The following is an 18392-nucleotide window of genomic DNA, read 5'->3' on the forward strand; positions in this document are numbered from 1 at the left end:
CTCACCTTACCGGCGGGGGATTTTTTTTTCCTTATTTTTTTTGCTGATTTTAGGAAGATAATCGTTTGATCCCGCTGATAACTAGTTGTTTTTGTTCTCTAATTTGGCGAAATAGGCCAATTGCATATCCAGTTCTTCCGTGCTCGGGACATCGTTGAAGTGCCATTTTTCCATAATCGTTCCATTTTTAATCAGCATCAGCCCCGGGTTTGAACGAATCATGGTTTTTAGCGTGATTTCATCGGCATTGAATAATTCGAACCGAATGTTATTGTCTGCCCGAAACGCTTCCATATTATCGGCTAATGAAGAGGTCAGCCCAATGAAGTTCATGTTATTGGCTTCGGCATGGTCGGCCAATTGGTTGATGGCTTCCATTTGAGACAAGTCCGTTTCTTCGAGGTTGTAGGCGATGAAGAAAAAGGTATAGTTGTCATCGTACAGGAAGAAATCTTTGATGTCTTCACCTTCCGGCGTTTCAATGAAAAAGTTATGAATCGGTGGTTCATAGCCTTTCTGAACCAGCACCGGATCATCCATCGATACAAATTCCCAGTTGACGGTATCCTGCCAGGGGTAATTGTCCTGATTGAATTTTTCAACGACTCCGGTGTTTTTGTTTTTGTAATGAAAGGTATTCTCATAAACATCTTTGGGAGCTCCTTCCGGAACCTGCATGCTTTCAGGAATATTCACGCCGATTTTGTAAGGGCGAAAGTCCATAATAGGCAGGTGGTTGTAGGAGTAATCAACCAGGTAGGCAAAAACAAAAATGGTTGCCCCTGCCATGATGGTTGCAATCAGCGGGAAATTGGCTGGTTTGTATTTCTTCCGATAAGTAAAAACCACGATGGCAAAAGCCATGAGAACAATGTTTTTCCCGAATGTTTCCCAATTGGTCAGAGTCAGGGCATCGCCAAAACAACCGCAATCGGTGACCGGATTGTTGATTGCAATAACGAGCGTCAGGATGGTGAAAAAGCCCATCATGACCAAGCTCAGCAACGAAAAAAGAGCGATAAAAACATTTAGCACAAGCGCTACACCAATGATGAATTCAGAGGCTGACAGCAGGATTCCGAGCGGAAAAGCAAGGTCGGTGAGCGATTCCATGCCCCAGGCATTGAAATAGTCGGTAAACTTGTAGGCCATTCCATAAGGGTCAATCCCTTTTACGAAGCCCGAAAAAATGAACAGTAAGCCTAATACGATGCGTGCGATGTGCCAAAAAGTTTTCATTTAGTTATTCTTTAAATTCAAGCTTTATTAACGCAAAAACAGCATAATTGATCATATCAAGATAATTGGCATCGATCCCTTCCGAGATGATGGTTTGTCCGGCATTGTCTTCAATTTGCTTGGTGCGCTTGATTTTCATTAAGATAAGGTCGGTGATGGAGCTGACTCGCATTTGTCGCCATGCCTCATCATAATCATGATTTTTATTAAGCATGAGGTTTTTGGCCTGGTTAAAATAATTCAGGTACAACTCATGGGTTTCTTCGTAGCTCAGGTCATCCTGGTCGGCAATGCCTTTTTCCAGCTGAATCAAAGCCATGATGCAGTAGTTGATGATGCCGATATACTCAGAACGGCTGTCTTCGGCTACCTTCATGGTTCCTTTCATTTCAATGCTTCGAATTCGCTGTCCTTTAATGAAAATTTGGTCGGTCATGGAGCTGGGGCGCAGAATTCGCCAGGCAACACCATAATCTTTCATTTTCTTAAGAAAGATATCTTCACAAATTTTGATGACGTGGTTGTATTGTTGAATGGTTTTTTCCATGTTTTGCTTTTTAATATTGGGCCATAAAAATAGAAATTAAATGCGTATTTTGTTGGCTTTATCTTACTTTTGTAGTTGGTATTGTCTAACTCCTCAAATTATTATGTTTTATGTTGGTCACAAGTTCGACGAGTAAGTTTTTTAAACGAAAGCATTCAATTAACCTCAATGGTCAGTTGATTGATCTGAGTAACCCAATTGTGATGGGAATTTTAAACGTAAGTTCCGACTCGTTTTTTGATGGTGGCAAGTATGAAACCGAAGATGCGATTCTACGCCGGGCTGAGCAGATGATCGAAGAAGGCGTTTCGATTATTGATATTGGAGCAGTTTCTACACGGCCGGGCTCAGGTGCTACATCAACCAAGGAAGAACTATTGCGTTTGTTGCCAGCTGTGGCAGCCGTGCGGAAACGGTTTCCGGAAATCCCGGTTTCCATTGATACCTTTCGCTCGTGGGTGGCTCTACGGGTGGTGGATGAATGTGGCGAATGCATTGTTAATGACATCTCTGGTGGCGATTTTGATGAGCATATGTTTGACACGGTAGGTAAAATGGGGTTACCTTATATTTTAATGCATATTCGTGGCAATCCGCAAACCATGCAAGAGAACCCGCAATATGACGATATTATAAAGGATATTTCCAAATATTTTTCAGAGCGCGTACGGCGTTTAACAAAGGCGGGTGTGAAAGATGTCATTCTTGATCCGGGCTTTGGCTTTGGAAAAACCGTTGACCATAACTACGATTTGCTCAACAGGCTGGATGCCTTTAAAGTTTTCCAATTGCCGGTTTTGGTAGGAGTTAGCCGGAAATCCATGATTCAAAAGTTACTGGATGTAGATGCAGCAAATAGTTTGGGTGGAACAATTACAGCAAACACCATGGCGCTGCTGGGCGGGGCTGATATTTTACGGGTGCATGATGTGAAAGAAGCTGTTGAATCCGTTCGAATTTTTACCAAGCTGAAAGAAGTAGCTAGCGTATGAACCTATTTATAACCTTACGATTTCTTGATGTTTTAGACATTTTGCTGGTAGCCTTTCTGCTCTACCAGCTATACTTGCTCATTAAAGGAACCGTAGCGTTCAATATTTTCATTGGCCTGTTCTTAGTGTACCTTTTTTGGTTGTTGGTACGCGCTTTAAACATGGAGCTTCTGGGATCAATTATGGGGCAGTTTATCGGTGTGGGTATTTTGGCACTCATCGTTGTTTTTCAGCCCGAAATCCGTCGCTTTTTGCTGCTTATTGGTAGTAATCCGCAAGTGAAAAGATTCTTGAGTGTTGAAAAACTCTTTAGCTTCGACAAGACTCGAGTCGCTTCAGGGCAGCATTTACGCATGCTTTCCAGAGCCTGCGAAAATATGGCAAAGACGAAAACAGGGGCTTTAATTGTTATTGCGCAGGATTCGGAACTGAAAGATTATGTGCGGACCGGAGAAAAAATTAATGCCCGGATTTCGGATGCACTGCTTGAAACCATCTTTTTTAAAAATACCCCTTTGCATGACGGCGCGGTAATCATTAACCGAAACAAAATTGCTGCAGCCCGCTGCATTATGCCATTAACCAATAAGGAGGATCTGAACCCTTTGCTGGGGCTGAGACACCGCGCAGCGGTTGGAATTACAGAAAACACCGATGCCGTTGCCATTGTTGTTTCAGAGGAAAATGGTCATATCTCTGTTGCCCGGCAGGGTAAACTAACACAGAATATATCTGTTATTGAACTGAGTAATATTTTGGAGGACATTATTATTGAGATAGACGATGTTGACTAGCCTGAGACATATTCGAATCCTACAATCCGGTAGTTTTGAAGTAGACCTGCTGGATTTGATTTTTATTGTTTCCCTTTTAATTTTCAGTTTTTTTCTGCTCCAATTTCTTCATCGCCTCATCAGTAGGTTAAGTGATTCGAAGAAACTTTCTTCCCGGTTTAAACGCTTTTTGCATCAGGGGGCCCGTCTTTTTGTTAGTGGTACCTTTTTGCTTTTATTTCTGAAGGTGCTTGATGTGCAGGTTTCTACGGTGTTTAATTATGAATTGTATGCCGATGAAAAGTTCCAGTTTCGGATCTACAATATTTTTATCATACTCATCTTACTCTATTTCATAAACGGGCTTTCGTTTGCGGTTGAATACTGGTTTGATGCCCGCATTGAAAGCAAGAAACTGGATATTGGCCGAGGCAAGTCTTTTCTTCAAATTGTAAAATACCTCATTTGGCTGGTTGGAATTATTATCCTCATTGGCAGTATGGGGTTTAAGGTGACCCTTCTGATTGCGAGTATTTCAGCCTTGTTGATTGGCGTTGGATTTGGGTTGCAGCATATTTTCAACGATTTCTTCTCTGGAATTATAATTCTGTTTGATGGCTCGGTAAAAGTCAATGATGTGGTGGAGTTGGAAGGTGTTGTTGGGCGTATTTTGGACATTGGCCTGCGTGTATCCAAAATTCTTACCCGCGATAATGTCGTTATCATTGTCCCGAATTCCCGTTTCACAGGACAGGAAGTCATCAACTGGAGTCACAATGCTGATGTCACGCGTTTCTTTGTGTCAGTGGGAGTGGCTTATGGGTCTGATGTCAGACTGGTTGAGCGCATTTTGCTGCAAGTAGCCAAGGAACATTCGCAAGTTGTTAAAACCCCGGCACCCTTTGTTAGGTTCAAGGATTTTGGGGAATCTTCGCTTGATTTTGAGCTTTATTTCTGGACCGCGAATGATTTTCTGGTTGAGAATATTAAGAGTGATATTCGTTTTGAAATTGACAAGCAATTCCGGGAGAATACGGTTGAAATACCATTCCCGCAACGTGATCTTCATCTGAAAAGTAAAAGCTTCGATTAGTTCGTCAGTGAATGTGGTGCTGGCTTAATCATTAAAAACGTCCGGGGTGGATTCCTCCAACCCGAACGAATAATTGCAAATCTTAAAACTGGTAGCTTAAGCTAAAGTTGAAACTCCGTCCTGGTGAATAGATCGGGCGGCTTTCAGCACTTCTCACCGAGCGAGCCAAGTGTTCATAGTAGGCTTTATCAAACAAATTCTGAACAGCAGCTGTTGCCTGCAGACGATTAAACAGGAGATAAGAAACTTTCAAATCGATTAAATCGAAAGCTGGGGTTTTGGTTTCTCCATAAGTCGTAGCAATGCGGTTTTGCTCAAAAGCATGTCGATAGCTAATCTCGGTTCGTAGCTTTTCATCAACAAACTTTCCAAGCAAGCGATAGCGAAATTCCATCGGAGGAATTTCGGGTAGTGCTTCATCAGTTGTCGTGTTTTCTCCATGCGTGTAAGCCAGCGTCGCCACTTGTTGCCAATGCCGAGTAAGCAGTTGTCGCCAACTGAACTCGAATCCGGTAAGTCGAGCCTTATCTCGGTTTACAAATTGACGAACGCCTGGTGACGAACTCATACGGGGTTGCAAGTCTTCTCGTATTTCAGAGCTGATGTAGTTATTTATAAAAGAGGCAAACAAGTTCAGGTCGATAGCTGTTTGATCTGTTTTGTAGTTGAAAACCAAATCGGCTTGGTTATTGCTTTCAGCTTTCAATTCCGGATTTCCAAGCATTTCATAGGGATCAACTCCAATAGGAAGGAAATTGATATAGCGTTCGGCCAGTCCTCCACTTCGTTGGGCACTTCCTAGCCAGAGTCCCATCGAAAAGCGTTCGGTGATTGTTTTTGTTCCTCCCAGGCTGAATGAGGGATTGAACAAGTCTGAGCTCATGTCGGAATAGTTCTCTGCAAACTTTTCATCAGGATTGCCGGCCTCCGCATGGTTTAGTTCCAGGCGTCCGGAGAAAACCAAATGATAGCCTTGTCCTTGATGATGGTACTCTGCAAACAAACCATTTTTCCGGATCGAGGCATCTTGCCAAACATTGTCATATAGGGTTTGTCCCTTCATAGGGCCCATGAGCAGGTTTCGTTCGCGGGTCCCTTCTGCTTTTTCATAGCGCATGTCTGTTCCTACAAAAAACCAGTCATTGTTAAGGTCAAACCTTAATTCTGTGCGTCCTCCGGCATTGTTTGTTTTTGCTGCCGTGCTGGCGTCAACCATTCGGGGGGTGATTTCCTTATCGAAATTATCCATCAGGTGATCGACCCATGTCGCATAAAGGGTCGTGTTCCATGAGGAAAGCTTGCCTTTGTAAAACAAGGCTTCGTGCCCTAAATTCAGCAGCCAGGTATCATCTTTTCGCAAGTCCATCGGGAGAGCGGGGAAATCCACATCTTTGGCATAGTTATTTGAAACCAATAGATGTAGTTGTTGTGTTTGACTGAGCTTAAACCCGAACTTTCCTCCAAAATTGGTTCGATAAAAACGAGCAGGAACGCTAAGCCCATCGCCATCGGTATAATCATCTCCGGTGGATAAAGCCCCAAATAAACGAAGGTCAACAGCTTTGTTACTTAAGCCAACAAGGGCTTCCGACCGGCTGATGGAACCATTGGTTTCAAAGCTGCTTCCCAATCGTCCGCCCAGTTTCGCTTGCTCAGAAAAATGAGATGGTGCACTCTTAAAGTTGATGGTTCCTCCAAAGGCGCTTCCATAACGAAGGCTGTGTGGTCCTTTTAGCACTTCTGCCTGGACGATCATATTTAGTGGAATTTGACTGGATGCGGGATCCATGCGATTGGGACAGCCTGCGGTTGCACTCTGGGTTCCATCAATGACCAGGTTGAGCTGGTCATATTTAAATCCACGGAGTACGGGATCGAAACCATAGGCTCCACTCTTTCGGATGCTCGAAATGGCACTGAATTGCTCCAATACCTGACCGGCATCATGAGCAAGTTTATCCTGAATTCGAAAAGTCATTTCTTCCTGTTCTCCGGCTTCTGGATGAATACTTAAAAAAGTAACAGGTTGTAAATTGTGGCTTTTGGGACTTAGTTCCAACACCTGTTTTTTGATGGCTTCAGCAACTTCTTCAGGCGTGAAACTGAGTTTCCCATATTGAATGTGTGAAATGATTAATGGAACATCTTCTTGATAAACAAATGAGATTTCACCATCGATGGATGAAATGCCTTGTTTTGAGCCGTAGGCATAATTGGCATTTTCAATTGGTTGACGGGTATCTTCATCAACCAGTTTTAAGTAGGGCGTTTGCGCTTGCAGTGTAAAACTGAGAATTAACAAGCTAAGTGTCACCCCAATTCGGCTGTAAAAACGATCAAGTAATTTATTCATTATGAATTGAATAAGGTGTTTGTATTGATTTTGTACTGATTAGAAGCTAGTGTTTGCAGGAAAACTCCGATAACTGCGTTGCGCTCTTTCTGAAAACAGTCATTTACGACCTGTAAACTCCTTGATTATCAGAGATCGCAAGCCTTGTTCTCGAAGTTTTCTTATCAAACACTTCAAGACGTAAGCAGTTTTGGACCGGACACTAGTTTAAAAAGCGTATTCTACGATAAGGTCAGGCTTGATCTTTCGGAGGGTGAAAAAGCGAATAGGCTAATAAAACTCCTTTTGTGTAGACGATTTGATAACCAATGATCTCAACGGTTGGGAATTGCTCTTGTTTTATTCCGGAGTCATCGGTAAATAATTGAATTTCGTATTTCTTGTTTTCGGATTGGGGGGCTTCCTGTTTTTGCTTTTCGTGTTCTTCCAGCTTGTTTTTTAGCTGGCAACATCCTTGGCAGCTCGAGTCGGGGATATCTTTTTCAATACACAGAAATTCCGCAATATAATCCTGATTAATTTTGAAGGAAAAGTAGATGCCTACCTCGGCAAACAGATGTAAGCCGATGGCCAGTATAAGCAAAATCGAAAGGAACTGTTTTGCCGGCATAAGTAGGTTTTTGAAAAAGGTCAACGCTGTGCTTTTTGGTTTTTATTCAAAGACAAAGAAAGAGGGCATTTGTTCAGTTTTGGTATTCATTTTGCAATCCTGTAGCCGAACGATTGTGGCTAATGAATGCCAGAATGAGTGTGGATCCATAATTGCTTACTTTTTGTTTCTCATTCCGAAGAACCATTGTATTTTTGTGGCTCAATTATTTTTAATGTATACACAAGAAGAAGCCAAACAACTGCGTAAGCAATTCTGGATCCTGTTTGGACAACGATGCAAGATTGTTCCTGAACTGCAGGAGAGAGGAAAGAAATGGATGTTGTATGACACCAAAATAGCGGGGCTGGACCTGAAGTTTGAGGTTGACCGGAAAGCTGCCCGAGTTATGATTGAGTTGAATCATCGGAGTGAAAGTAAACGGCTCGATTTGTTTGAGAAATTACAATCATACAAGGCAATTTTGGAAGATGGCTTTGAGAATGGATTGATTTGGGATTTCTTGTTTATACGCGAAACCGGAAAAGAAGTGTGCCGGATATACGTGGAGCAGGAAGGTTTCGATATTCATCGCCAAAACCAATGGCCTGATATTTATAACTTTTTCATTGAAAATATGCTCCGATTGGAGACCAACTTCCTGGATATTCGCGATATTTTGAAGGAACAGGAATGAGGAAAAAACTGTTAGCATGCCTGATGCCTGAATGCTATGAAAACGTTTTCGTTATAAGCTTCTGAGGGGACTGATTGTTGGGGATTTGAGGAAAACTTGATCGTTAAAATGGGAGAAGTAAAATCTCATTGTCGATACAAATTAGTATCATTGCAGTAAGATTAGCAATACCTAACAATGAATACATACCTAAACGATAATGTTGCTATGGTCGAGGTTGCCAAAGGAGACCTTAAAGCTTATCGTTATCTTTTTGACCATCATTTTGCAGACCTCTGCAATTTCCTGTTGATTTATTTACACGATAAAAACCTCGCGGAAGAGCTTGCGCTGGATATTTTCGCTTATGTGTGGGAAAAGCGGGAAGACATCGAAATAAAATCATCGTTTCGAAATTACTTATTTACAGCTGCTAAAAACCAGGCAGTATCCTATTTCCGAAAACAACAAAAAAACTTCTTTACAGACCTTGGATTTGAAGCTCCAGATGCTGTTGATCCCATTTCAGCTGAATATATTTTAGAGAATGAGGAATTACAGCAAATGATCAATAATGCAATCGATAGCTTACCCAAACAAAGCAAGCGGATTTACCAAATGGCTTGGGAGCAAAATCTTTCGTACAAAGAAATCGCGGATGAACTGGGTTTAAGTGTAAAGACGGTGGAGAATCATGTTGGAATAGCCCTGCGGAAACTTCGCGAAAAACTACGGCCCTATTACAAGCAAATCTTCGCTTTTTGGATCATCTCTAATTTTTTTTAAAAAAAAGCATTTTTTGCTTGAGGGATTCATGAGGTATCTGCGACTATAAGAATAAACAGCCTGGTTAAAGCAGGTTGGAAAAATAATTTGTCAATGAAACCGATGAATCAAGAAAAAATACCTTGGGAGATTATTTCAGCCCAACTCAAAGGCAATGCTTCTTCTCAGCAAAAAGAGTTGCTGAAAGATTGGTTGAGTGAGTCTGATGAAAATGCGAAGACTTATCAGCAGATTCTATGTGATTGGCAAATCTCAAATCAGAAGGTCAATTTTTACTCACCCGATACTGAAAAACTATGGGGTAAGCTACTTACCCGAATTGAAAAGCAACCTCAAAAACGTTTGATTCCACTTCGAGTTTATCGTTGGGTCGCTGCAGCCGCGGTTCTTGTCTTGGTTTTCCTCAGTGGAATGTGGATGGGGAACTTTTCCAGCTTTTTTGCAAACGAACAGGTTTACACAACCGTGATCTCTCCAAAGGGGAGTCGCACGCAGGTTATTCTGCCAGACAGCACATGTGTATGGCTTAACTCAGGAGCTGAGATTCGCTACCCAACTTCTTTTAAGCAGAAAACCCGTGATGTTTATATTGTTGGCGAGTGCTTTTTTGATGTGACAAAAGACAAGCAAAGGCAATTTGTTGTACATGCCGAGAAGGTTGATGTTAGGGTGTTTGGAACCCAATTTAATGTTCGGGAAAACGAGAGAAGCAAACAAGTTGATGTGGCACTGCTCGAAGGGAAGGTAAAGGTATTTGGCAAGCAAAACCAACCGCTAACCGAGCTTAAGCCAGGTGAACAGTTTACTTTAGCCAATGGGAAGGGGACAGTTCAACAAGTTTCAAATATTGAACGCTTGGTGGCCTGGAAAGATAACATGCTCATCTTTGTGGATGATCCATTGGAAGAAGTCATTCAGATATTGGAAAGCTGGTATGGGGTCAAAATTACGGTTGATTCACAAATGCTAACAAAGCACAATTATACTTTTAAGGTAAAGACCGAAAGTTTGAGAGATGTGCTGGATCTGATTTCAGTAATTACACCAATTGAATACAAAATTGATGGAGACGAAGTAATGATAAACTATAAGAATAAGTGAAAATAAAACAGGGAAGCGATTAACTCCCCTGCCTTTTTAATGTCGAATCTGAATTTGACAGGTATCCAGCCGTCTACCAAACAAATTGGAACCTTTAAAATTCAAAAACTAATCATTCAAAATTATGAAAAAAAAATGGTTTGAACCTGCATTGGGACTCCCCCGATGTAAAAAACTCTTTCTAATCATGAGACTGACTCTTTTTCTTGTGCTCGGTATCGTCATCAATTCCATGGCTTCCGGATTTGCACAAAACACAAAACTTAACCTAAATCTCGAAAACAAGCAGATTCGTGAAATTCTGAACGAAATTGAAAATCAATCGGAGTACACCTTCATGTACGATAATCAAAAGGTTGATGTGGAAAGACGGGTAACAATTCGCGTCAATACAACTTCTATTGAAAAAACCTTGGCTCAAATTTTTAGAGATGAGCAAATTGATTTTCGCATTATCGATCGCCATGTGATGATTTATCCTAAGGAAGGGAATGGAGTTGTTCAACAACAGGTGAAAATATCAGGACAAATTGTTGATATGGCTGGACAGCCTTTGCCCGGAGTAACTGTTTTGATCAAAGGAACCAACCAGGGAACAGTTAGTGACTTTAATGGAGAATACACCATTGCTGATGTTCCGGTGGAAGGCGTATTGGTATTTTCCTTTGTGGGAATGAAGACGCAGGAAGTTCAGGTTGGAAGACAATCCGTGATCAATATTTCGATGAGCGAAGATGCCATTGGCCTGGATGAAGTTGTGGCGATTGGTTATGGAACACAGAAGAAGATTAACTTGACCGGAGCTATTGCGACAATGACTAGCGAAGACTTAAACAAACGCGTAATCACCAGCCCTGAGTCAATGCTGCAAGGGAAACTTCCGGGATTGCAGGTGATTCAAAATTCAGGAGAGCCTGGAAATAACTCCAATTCGTTGCAAATTAGAGGACTTGGAACTTTTGATGGAGCAGGTAAAAATCCATTGGTATTGATTGACGGAATTCCAGGAGATATGTCATCCATCAACCCAAACAATATCGAAGCAATCACCCTGCTGAAAGATGCTGCTTCAGCTTCAATTTATGGATCGCGGGCTGCCAATGGTGTTATTTTGATAACCACCAAACAAGGAACTAAAGGACAATTGTCGGTTGAATATGGTTTTAACCTGGGGAATTATTCACCAACTGTATTGCCAGACTTAGTTACGAACTCGGCTGATTATATGGAATTGTATAATGAAGCGATGGAGCATACCGGAGGACGTCCGGTACCCTATACGGAAGAGGAAATTAATGCGTATCGAAATGCCACCGACAGGGATAAATACCCCAATACCGACTGGCTTGATTTGATGGTTAATCCAGCCTGGGTGCAAAATCATTTTTTGCGCATGTCTGGTGGTACTGAGAAGACGACTTACAGTGTAAGTTTTGGTCTCAATGATGAGCCAGGGGTTATGAAACCTTTCTACTACAAGAAATATAACACGCAGTTCAATATTACGTCATCTTTGGATGACCGTATTACTTTTGGAGCAAATGTTGGCTTGAACTACGAAATTACGGACCGGACACCTGGTGGCGGTACTGATCAGTATGCAGTTATTCTTTCGCAAGGGCCAACTTACAAACCTAAACTTCCCAACGGCGACTATGTGAAGAATGCTTTTCTCGATGAGTACGAAAATAAGTTTCAACCCAATCCTTATGCGATAATTGAGACAACCTCAAGCAATACCAAAGGATTTGGCATGCAAAGTAGTGCTTTTGTTGATGTTAAGCTGGCTAGCTTCCTTCGTTGGACAGTTAAGGGTGGAATCAACATTAACAATACCAAAAACAAAACCTGGTACTCTGACGGCGTTAAAACCTATCATTACAATACGGGAGAATACGCCGAGCTTTTGGCATATGGAAAAGCTGGGTTGTCAATCTCTCAGTTTAACGACATTCAGCCCGTTTTGTATTCTCATTTAACCTTTGATAAAGATTTTGGGAGTCATAACCTGAAAGCACTTGTTGGATACCAGCAGGAAAGTTACAAGTATGAAACGCTCGGTGGTTTCAGAGAAGGCTTTTTTAACAGTTCAGCACAGGAATTGGATGCTGGATCAAGTAATGGACAAACCGTAAACGGAACGTCAGAGGAATGGGCGATCTTGTCTTATTTTGGACGTTTGAATTACAATTTCAAGGAAAAGTACCTGTTTGAAGTGAATGGAAGATACGATGGCTCTTCCCGGTTTAGCCAAGACAACCGTTGGGGGTTCTTTCCATCGATGTCTGCGGCCTGGCGAGTATCTGAAGAATCATTCTTAGAAGATGTTCAGTCCTTATCAAACTTAAAAGTTCGTGCTTCATACGGCGTGTTAGGTAACCAAGATATTGGCTATTACCCTTACCAGGATATTCTTTCAATTATTAAAGGGTATCCTTTTGATGGAGCTTTGGTGTCAGGTGCGAAGCCAACTTCAATTGTGGATCAGAACATGAAGTGGGAAACCACGCAGATTTATGATATTGGGTTTGACTTGTCGTTGTTTGACAGCCGTTTCAACTTTACATTCGACTGGTTCAACAAGTTTACCTATGATATTCTGAGAAGAAAACAGGTTGGTGGCTTCTATGGCCTTCAAGGACCGGTAATTAATGGTGGTGAGATGAGAAATACCGGATATGAATTTGACGTAAGTTATACGGATAACATCGATGAGTTTAGATATGGTTTGTCGTTTAACTTGCAAAGTTATAAGAATGAGGTAGAGAAATTTGGAGAAAAAGAGATTTCAGGAAATACCATCATTGAAGAAGGAAGACCTTGGAGAACATGGTACATGTATGAATGGGTTGGTATCTTTCAATCACCGGAAGATGTAGAGAATTCAGCAACTCATCCAAATCAGCCTAAGCCTGGAGATATTAAGTTCAGAGATGTGGATGATAACGGAGTTATTGATCAGAATGACCGGGTTTATATGGATGGTGCTTTCCCGAAATTCTCCTATTCGTTTAACCTTAATGCATCATGGAAAAACTTCGATTTTAATGCTCAGTTCTTTGGCGTTGAAGGACGGAAGTTGTATCTGAATGAACAAGGAATGGACCCATTTTATAAAGGAACACCTCCTTCTAAAAAATGGTTGACAGACCGTTGGACTCCCGAAAACCCAACCAATGAGATGCCTGCTATTTATGCTGGTTTCTATCATCGGGCTATTGAAGGATCTTACTCAAGCTACTATTTGCATAATGCTGACTTTTTGAGATTGAAGAACCTTCAAGTTGGTTACACCTTACCTCAACGACTTGTGTCTAAGCTAAAGCTTAAAAATGTACGAGTTTACTATTCAGGAGATAACATTCTGACGTTTAGTAAATTGGATGGGGTTGATCCGGAGCGGGTTTCTAATAGTGGAAAATATGCCGCTTATCCACAAAACAAAGTACACTCTCTTGGAGTGAATGTCAAATTCTAATGTTTTAAAAAGCAGTTGATATGAAAAAGATAATATACCATATTGGAGTACTAGCAATCGTACTTGCTTTGTCGTCTTGTCAAGATAATTTTCTGGATCGAAGTCCCTTGTCAGCTATTTCATCCGAAACTTTTTGGAAAAGTGAACAGGATGTGATGGGGGCACTTTCAGCCTGTTATGACCCACTAAGTCCTGTCGGCTGGGAAGCCGGATTTGGAGGACTTACTGCTCAATGGGAAGCACTTTCGGATGATGGATATACTAATGCCGGCTGGCCAAGTAACTTTCCGGCACCTTCTCGTGGACTAATTGAGTCAACTACCGGAGGAATTGTACGGGATTGGTACTTCTTAAATTATAAAGCCATTGCAACTTGTGATTTCTTCCTTCGCAATATTGATTCGGTTGAAAAACTGGATGAGACCGTCCGCAAACAGTATATTGGCGAAGTGCGTTTTTTAAGAGCGCTGTACTATTCTCGCTTGGTTAAGGTGTATGGCGGCGTTATTATTACAGGCGAAGTTGATATTGATAATATGGACTTGCCTAAAAACACGCGTGAGGAAGTTGTTAAAGAAGTGTTGGATGATTTGGAATATGCCATAGCTAACCTCCCGAATACAGCCTACTCAGGAAGAGCTGTAAAAGGATCAGCACTTGCCCTAAAAGCTCGTGTGTTGATGACTGAAAGTCGTTGGGCTGAAGCTGCTCAGGCGGCGAAGCAAGTGATCGATGATAAGAAATTTTCACTGTCGGATGATTTTGCCGGAATGTTCAATGGTCAAAGTCAGGATGGAAATCCGGAAATCATTTTTTCTTCCGTTTATACAGCTCCTGATAAAGTAAGCCATTTAGATATCATGTATGGTAGTTGGCGTTCTTGTTCTCCTTTGCAAGGATTGGTTGATGCCTATGAATGTAAAGATGGTAAATCAATCTCCGAGTCTCCTTTATTTGATCCGGAAAACCCGTATGAAAACAGAGATCCTCGTCTTGACTTAACGATTTTTCTTCCCGGTGAACCTTGGGAATATGGAAATGGTGTTGTCGATGAGGTATTTCTAACAACAGGCTTTGCCTGGGAAAAGTATATCGATCGCACACAGGCTCCTGTTACCGGCACTATTAAAAGTGCACAGGATGTCATTATTTTACGATATGCTGATGTGTTATTGATGTATGCCGAAGCTAAAAATGAAGCAGATGGCCCTGACCAGTCAGTTTATGACGCCTTGAACGAGGTAAGGGCAAGAGCTGGAGTTGATATGCCTGCAGTCTCAGGTTTGAGCAAAGAAGAACTTCGAGAAAAAATAAGGAATGAACGAAGAGTTGAGTTAGCCATGGAAGGGATCAGGTACTTTGATCTTAAACGATGGGGAATTGCACATACTGTGATCCCTCAAATTGAAGATCCAGGTGTTACACGGATTTTTGAACAAAAACACTATCTGTGGCCTTTTCCACAATCCGAGATTGACATTAATGATAACTTGGTACAGAATGACGGTTACTAATTGGCTATGCGTATCTGCTTAGTTCTCGATAAAGTAATGTCTGTTTTTAAGAGATTACCTTATTGACGAAAATTTCTCGGATACTTATTTAAGATTACAGAAATAATAACTCCATGGTGTGGTTAAAAGCGATTGTTTTTATCTTACGCCATGGAGTTAATAACTATATACACATGATGAGCTTCCTGTATGTTTTTGCTTAGCAAACAACGTTATAGGCTTGAGATCTCTTTGTTCTTCTAGAGTTGCATTAAATTGCACTGAATGGGAATATGTGTTGGCTTGTTAAAAATGATTTGAACCCTTAAAATACGATTTACTCATGAAACGTTTACTACTACTTCTTTCAATTGCATTGTTGACAATAAACTCAGGCTTTTCTCAATCGCCGAAAGAGCAACTAAAAGTGATTAGCTACAACATTTGGAATGGTTTTGACTGGGGAAAAGATGATGCCCGCCGCGTCGCGCTACAACAGTGGGTGGCTGACCAACAGCCCGATGTGGTGGCCTTGCAGGAACTCTGTAAATACACGCCTGAAAAGTTGAAGGAAGATGCCAAATCGTGGGGACATGCTTATTCGGTATTGCTTAGAACCACAGGTTATTCGGTGGGACTCACCTCTCGATTTCCCATTGAATTGAAGGAAAAGCTTTTGGAGGGACTGCATCACGGAGCCTTGCATTGCCAATCAAATGGCGTTGACTTTTTGGTGGTTCATCTGCATCCCGGTAGCATTCAAAGGAGAAGGGATGAAGCGAAATTATTGGTCCACAAAATTGAAGAGATTCGCGAGCAGAATCCCCGCTATATGGTGATGGGCGATTTCAATGCACATTCGCCTTTTGATGCTGATTTGTATGATCCGAACGGTCCTTTGTTGACTCGAATGAAAAAGGGCAATCAAGGAAAAGGACTGGAAGGCAACTTGGTCAATGGCGATTTTGATTATGCGGTTATTTCTTCTTTTCTGTCATTGCCTTTAGGGGATGTCGTTCGTAAGCACACACAGGGAATGGCTCAGCGCGGAAGTTTCCCGGCAAGGGCGCTGGCTGTCGTCAATAAGGAAGAGCCAGAGTCATTGGACAGGCGTAAAGAGCGAATTGATTATATCCTGGTGTCTCCGGAGCTGGAGCAGCAATGTGTGAAAGCCTGGGTTGGCAATGGCGAAACTAACTGGTTATTGTCCGATCATTATCCGGTGATTGCTGTTTTTAGTGCCGAATAGGTCCGATTAACTTGCCGGTTCTTTTTTCTTGCTTTAATACTCTTCTTTCGCTTTGCTGCTGTTTTAGGGAGGCTGGGGGTGAGGTGGTTTCAGAATACTAAAATCCGTAGGAATAAACGATGGGTTGAAAGACCTAAAAACAGCAGACGAATTTAAACTTCGGAGCTGTCGATTTTCTTTTATCTTTGTTTTTCATGACTAAAAAAGGAACGCTTTGGACTTAACGATAAAGGAAGAAATTATTCGACTCTACGAAGGCCATTTCAAGGAAGAAATGACTGCTTTTGAAGTATTGCCGCCATCAGGCTCGTACCGCGAATATTGTCGCATAAAAAGTGCCAATCATCAGGCCATTGGCGCCTGGAATCAGGATGTGAAAGAGAACACCGCTTTCCTGGAGTTCTCGGATCACTTTTTTAGGCAAGGCGTTGCTGTGCCTGAAATTTACACGGTGAACCCGGAGAAAACCTGCTACATTCAGGAAGACCTGGGAGACCTGACCTTGTTTGAATACCTCAGTCGGACACGGGAGTTGGAAGGTTTTTCGGAGAAGATTGTCAACGTGTATAAAAAAGTGTTGATGGAGCTTCCCAAATTGCAAATCACGGCAGGGAAGGGAATCAATTATGATTTCTGTTATCCGCGTGCAGCTTTTGATAAGCAGTCGATGATGTGGGATTTGAACTACTTCAAATATTATTTCCTGAAGCTGGCTAAAATTCCTTTCGATGAGCAGGCCCTGGAAGATGATTTCCAGCATTTCAGTGATTACCTGCTGGCTGCAGACAATGATTTTTTCCTGTTCCGTGATTTTCAGTCGCGCAACATCATGCTTCACGACAACAAGGTTGCTTTTATCGATTACCAAGGGGGCCGGAAAGGTGCTTTGCAGTATGATATTGCTTCCTTGCTTTATGATGCAAAAGCCGATATTCCGCAAGCGATTCGCAACGAGCTGTTGGAGTTTTACCTGGATGAACTGGAAAAGCACATCACGGTTGATCGGGATGAGTTTAAGGCCTATTTTACAGGTTATGCCTTGATCCGGATTATGCAGGCCATGGGAGCCTATGGGTTCCGTGGTTTTTATGAGAAGAAGGAACATTTCCTGAAAAGTATTCCGTTTGCCCTGGAGAACTTGAGCTATTTGCTGAAAAACAATACGATTACGATTGCTTTGCCGGAACTTTTCAAGGTCTTGGAAGCCGTAAGTGAATCGGAATTTCTGAAAAAAATTGGGGTACAACAAGGAAAGTTAACGGTTCGCGTGGGAAGCTTTTCGTATAAGAAAGGATTACCGGCTGACCCGTCGGGCAATGGTGGCGGTTTTATTTTTGACTGCCGTGCAATTCACAATCCCGGGCGCTACGAGCAATACAAGCAGCTTACCGGGAAAGACCAGCCTGTGATTGATTTTCTGGAGGCTAACTCCGAGATTGCTGAGTTTTTAAGTCATGTGTATGCACTGGTCGATCAATCGGTACAAATGTACCTTTCGCGCGGCTTTACGCACTTAAGCGTGAACTTTGGCTGTACAGGAGGCCAGCATCGGTCGGTTTATTCGGCGGAACAGGTGGCTGCACACCTCCAGGCAAAATACGATTTGAATGTTATTCTGACCCATCGGGAGCAGGATTTCTAGCAGTTCAGTCTGAGCGGTCTGCATCTTCAAGCAAGCGATTGATAAGGGCAATCTTAAATCGGTTAAATTTCCGGCTGGACTGGTTGGCGCTGAAAAGCACCAACAGAAAGCCAGCGGCACTCATTTTCCAATCGTGATAAGTTTGCCCACTTTCAACAGCGGTGACAAAAAGTGGTTTGATGTAATGGTGGGGATTGAGCCCCGAGCGGAATAAGCTTTGGTTGGCATGTCGAATTGCCGAAAGCAGTTCTGTTTCATCCTCAACGCCGGCTTGATAAAGATCAGCACACTGGTATTTTAACTCCCGGTCGTGCACCAGCTCATCCAAGGTATTAAGCCATTCAACTTCGTTAGGTGGATAATGAATTAGATCTTTCATGA

Annotated in this window: 15 protein-coding genes; 10 read left to right on the top strand and 5 right to left on the bottom strand. The window is 42.1% G+C overall.

Annotated elements, in window-relative coordinates:
- Nucleotides 1-81: 81 nt before the first annotated feature.
- A complete protein-coding gene (locus ACRD6K_RS08485; protein WP_430972905.1) occupies nucleotides 82-1239 on the bottom strand; it encodes a BT_3928 family protein in 1158 nt (385 codons plus the stop codon).
- 4 nt (nucleotides 1240-1243) lie between these two features.
- A complete protein-coding gene (locus tag ACRD6K_RS08490; protein WP_299577087.1) occupies nucleotides 1244-1786 on the bottom strand; it encodes a DUF1599 domain-containing protein in 543 nt (180 codons plus the stop codon).
- A gap of 110 nt (nucleotides 1787-1896) precedes the next feature.
- On the opposite strand from ACRD6K_RS08490, the gene folP reads away from it, so the two are divergent.
- The 3 genes from folP to ACRD6K_RS08505 all read left to right on the top strand — a co-directional run bounded on the left by folP (nucleotide 1897) and on the right by ACRD6K_RS08505 (nucleotide 4644).
- On the top strand, nucleotides 1897-2778 hold the full coding sequence (gene folP, locus ACRD6K_RS08495; protein ID WP_430972906.1) for a dihydropteroate synthase: 882 nt from the start codon (nucleotides 1897-1899) through the stop codon (nucleotides 2776-2778).
- On the top strand, nucleotides 2775-3572 hold the full coding sequence (gene cdaA, locus ACRD6K_RS08500) for a diadenylate cyclase CdaA (RefSeq protein WP_299577091.1): 798 nt from the start codon (nucleotides 2775-2777) through the stop codon (nucleotides 3570-3572). The genes folP and cdaA overlap by 4 nt, the downstream gene beginning before the upstream one ends.
- 169 nt (nucleotides 3573-3741) lie before the next feature.
- Nucleotides 3742-4644, top strand: coding sequence for a mechanosensitive ion channel family protein (locus tag ACRD6K_RS08505; RefSeq protein WP_430972907.1), 903 nt, complete (start codon nucleotides 3742-3744; stop codon nucleotides 4642-4644).
- Nucleotides 4645-4726: 82 nt separating this feature from the next.
- On the opposite strand, the gene ACRD6K_RS08510 is transcribed toward ACRD6K_RS08505, so the two are convergent.
- Nucleotides 4727-6997, bottom strand: coding sequence for a TonB-dependent receptor domain-containing protein (locus tag ACRD6K_RS08510; protein ID WP_430972908.1), 2271 nt, complete (start codon nucleotides 6995-6997; stop codon nucleotides 4727-4729).
- A gap of 232 nt (nucleotides 6998-7229) precedes the next feature.
- Entirely contained in the window at nucleotides 7230-7607 is a 378-nt protein-coding gene (locus tag ACRD6K_RS08515; protein WP_430972909.1) for a hypothetical protein, read from the bottom strand.
- Between the two features lie 214 nt (nucleotides 7608-7821).
- Here ACRD6K_RS08515 and ACRD6K_RS08520 point away from each other — a divergent pair, with 214 nt between their 5' ends.
- The 7 genes from ACRD6K_RS08520 to ACRD6K_RS08550 all read left to right on the top strand — a co-directional run bounded on the left by ACRD6K_RS08520 (nucleotide 7822) and on the right by ACRD6K_RS08550 (nucleotide 18011).
- Complete coding sequence (locus ACRD6K_RS08520; RefSeq protein ID WP_430972911.1) at nucleotides 7822-8283, top strand: DUF4268 domain-containing protein; 462 nt, start codon at nucleotides 7822-7824, stop codon at nucleotides 8281-8283.
- 177 nt (nucleotides 8284-8460) lie between these two features.
- Nucleotides 8461-9048 (top strand): RNA polymerase sigma-70 factor, encoded by a 588-nt coding sequence (locus tag ACRD6K_RS08525; protein ID WP_430972912.1) that lies wholly within the window; start codon nucleotides 8461-8463, stop codon nucleotides 9046-9048.
- A gap of 93 nt (nucleotides 9049-9141) precedes the next feature.
- Nucleotides 9142-10149 (top strand): FecR family protein, encoded by a 1008-nt coding sequence (locus tag ACRD6K_RS08530; RefSeq protein WP_430972913.1) that lies wholly within the window; start codon nucleotides 9142-9144, stop codon nucleotides 10147-10149.
- A gap of 187 nt (nucleotides 10150-10336) precedes the next feature.
- Complete coding sequence (locus ACRD6K_RS08535) at nucleotides 10337-13627, top strand: TonB-dependent receptor (RefSeq protein ID WP_430972914.1); 3291 nt, start codon at nucleotides 10337-10339, stop codon at nucleotides 13625-13627.
- Nucleotides 13628-13647: 20 nt separating this feature from the next.
- Complete coding sequence (locus ACRD6K_RS08540) at nucleotides 13648-15141, top strand: RagB/SusD family nutrient uptake outer membrane protein (RefSeq protein WP_299577107.1); 1494 nt, start codon at nucleotides 13648-13650, stop codon at nucleotides 15139-15141.
- A gap of 322 nt (nucleotides 15142-15463) precedes the next feature.
- The gene (locus ACRD6K_RS08545) at nucleotides 15464-16369 is read left to right on the top strand and encodes an exodeoxyribonuclease III (RefSeq protein WP_430972915.1); all 906 of its coding nucleotides are present in this window, start codon (nucleotides 15464-15466) and stop codon (nucleotides 16367-16369) included.
- Between the two features lie 214 nt (nucleotides 16370-16583).
- On the top strand, nucleotides 16584-18011 hold the full coding sequence (locus ACRD6K_RS08550) for a RapZ C-terminal domain-containing protein (RefSeq protein WP_299577111.1): 1428 nt from the start codon (nucleotides 16584-16586) through the stop codon (nucleotides 18009-18011).
- Between the two features lie 4 nt (nucleotides 18012-18015).
- On the opposite strand, the gene ACRD6K_RS08555 is transcribed toward ACRD6K_RS08550, so the two are convergent.
- Nucleotides 18016-18390, bottom strand: coding sequence for a hypothetical protein (locus ACRD6K_RS08555; protein WP_430972916.1), 375 nt, complete (start codon nucleotides 18388-18390; stop codon nucleotides 18016-18018).
- Nucleotides 18391-18392 lie beyond the last annotated feature (2 nt).

The sequence above is a fragment of the Sunxiuqinia rutila genome (assembly GCF_050589705.1).
GTDB classification, from domain to species: Bacteria; Bacteroidota; Bacteroidia; order Bacteroidales; family Prolixibacteraceae; genus Sunxiuqinia; species Sunxiuqinia rutila.

Bases quoted from the DNA above. Each gene is read 5' to 3' on its own strand.
- ACRD6K_RS08485 (WP_430972905.1), bottom strand. From the start codon at position 1,239: ATGAAAACTTTTTGGCACATCGCACGCATCGTATTAGGCTTACTGTTC.
- ACRD6K_RS08490 (WP_299577087.1), bottom strand. From the start codon at position 1,786: ATGGAAAAAACCATTCAACAATACAACCACGTCATCAAAATTTGTGAA.
- folP (WP_430972906.1), top strand. From the start codon at position 1,897: ATGTTGGTCACAAGTTCGACGAGTAAGTTTTTTAAACGAAAGCATTCA.
- cdaA (WP_299577091.1), top strand. From the start codon at position 2,775: ATGAACCTATTTATAACCTTACGATTTCTTGATGTTTTAGACATTTTG.
- ACRD6K_RS08510 (WP_430972908.1), bottom strand. From the start codon at position 6,997: ATGAATAAATTACTTGATCGTTTTTACAGCCGAATTGGGGTGACACTT.
- ACRD6K_RS08515 (WP_430972909.1), bottom strand. From the start codon at position 7,607: ATGCCGGCAAAACAGTTCCTTTCGATTTTGCTTATACTGGCCATCGGC.
- ACRD6K_RS08520 (WP_430972911.1), top strand. From the start codon at position 7,822: ATGTATACACAAGAAGAAGCCAAACAACTGCGTAAGCAATTCTGGATC.
- ACRD6K_RS08525 (WP_430972912.1), top strand. From the start codon at position 8,461: ATGAATACATACCTAAACGATAATGTTGCTATGGTCGAGGTTGCCAAA.
- ACRD6K_RS08530 (WP_430972913.1), top strand. From the start codon at position 9,142: ATGAAACCGATGAATCAAGAAAAAATACCTTGGGAGATTATTTCAGCC.
- ACRD6K_RS08535 (WP_430972914.1), top strand. From the start codon at position 10,337: ATGAGACTGACTCTTTTTCTTGTGCTCGGTATCGTCATCAATTCCATG.
- ACRD6K_RS08540 (WP_299577107.1), top strand. From the start codon at position 13,648: ATGAAAAAGATAATATACCATATTGGAGTACTAGCAATCGTACTTGCT.
- ACRD6K_RS08545 (WP_430972915.1), top strand. From the start codon at position 15,464: ATGAAACGTTTACTACTACTTCTTTCAATTGCATTGTTGACAATAAAC.
- ACRD6K_RS08555 (WP_430972916.1), bottom strand. From the start codon at position 18,390: ATGAAAGATCTAATTCATTATCCACCTAACGAAGTTGAATGGCTTAAT.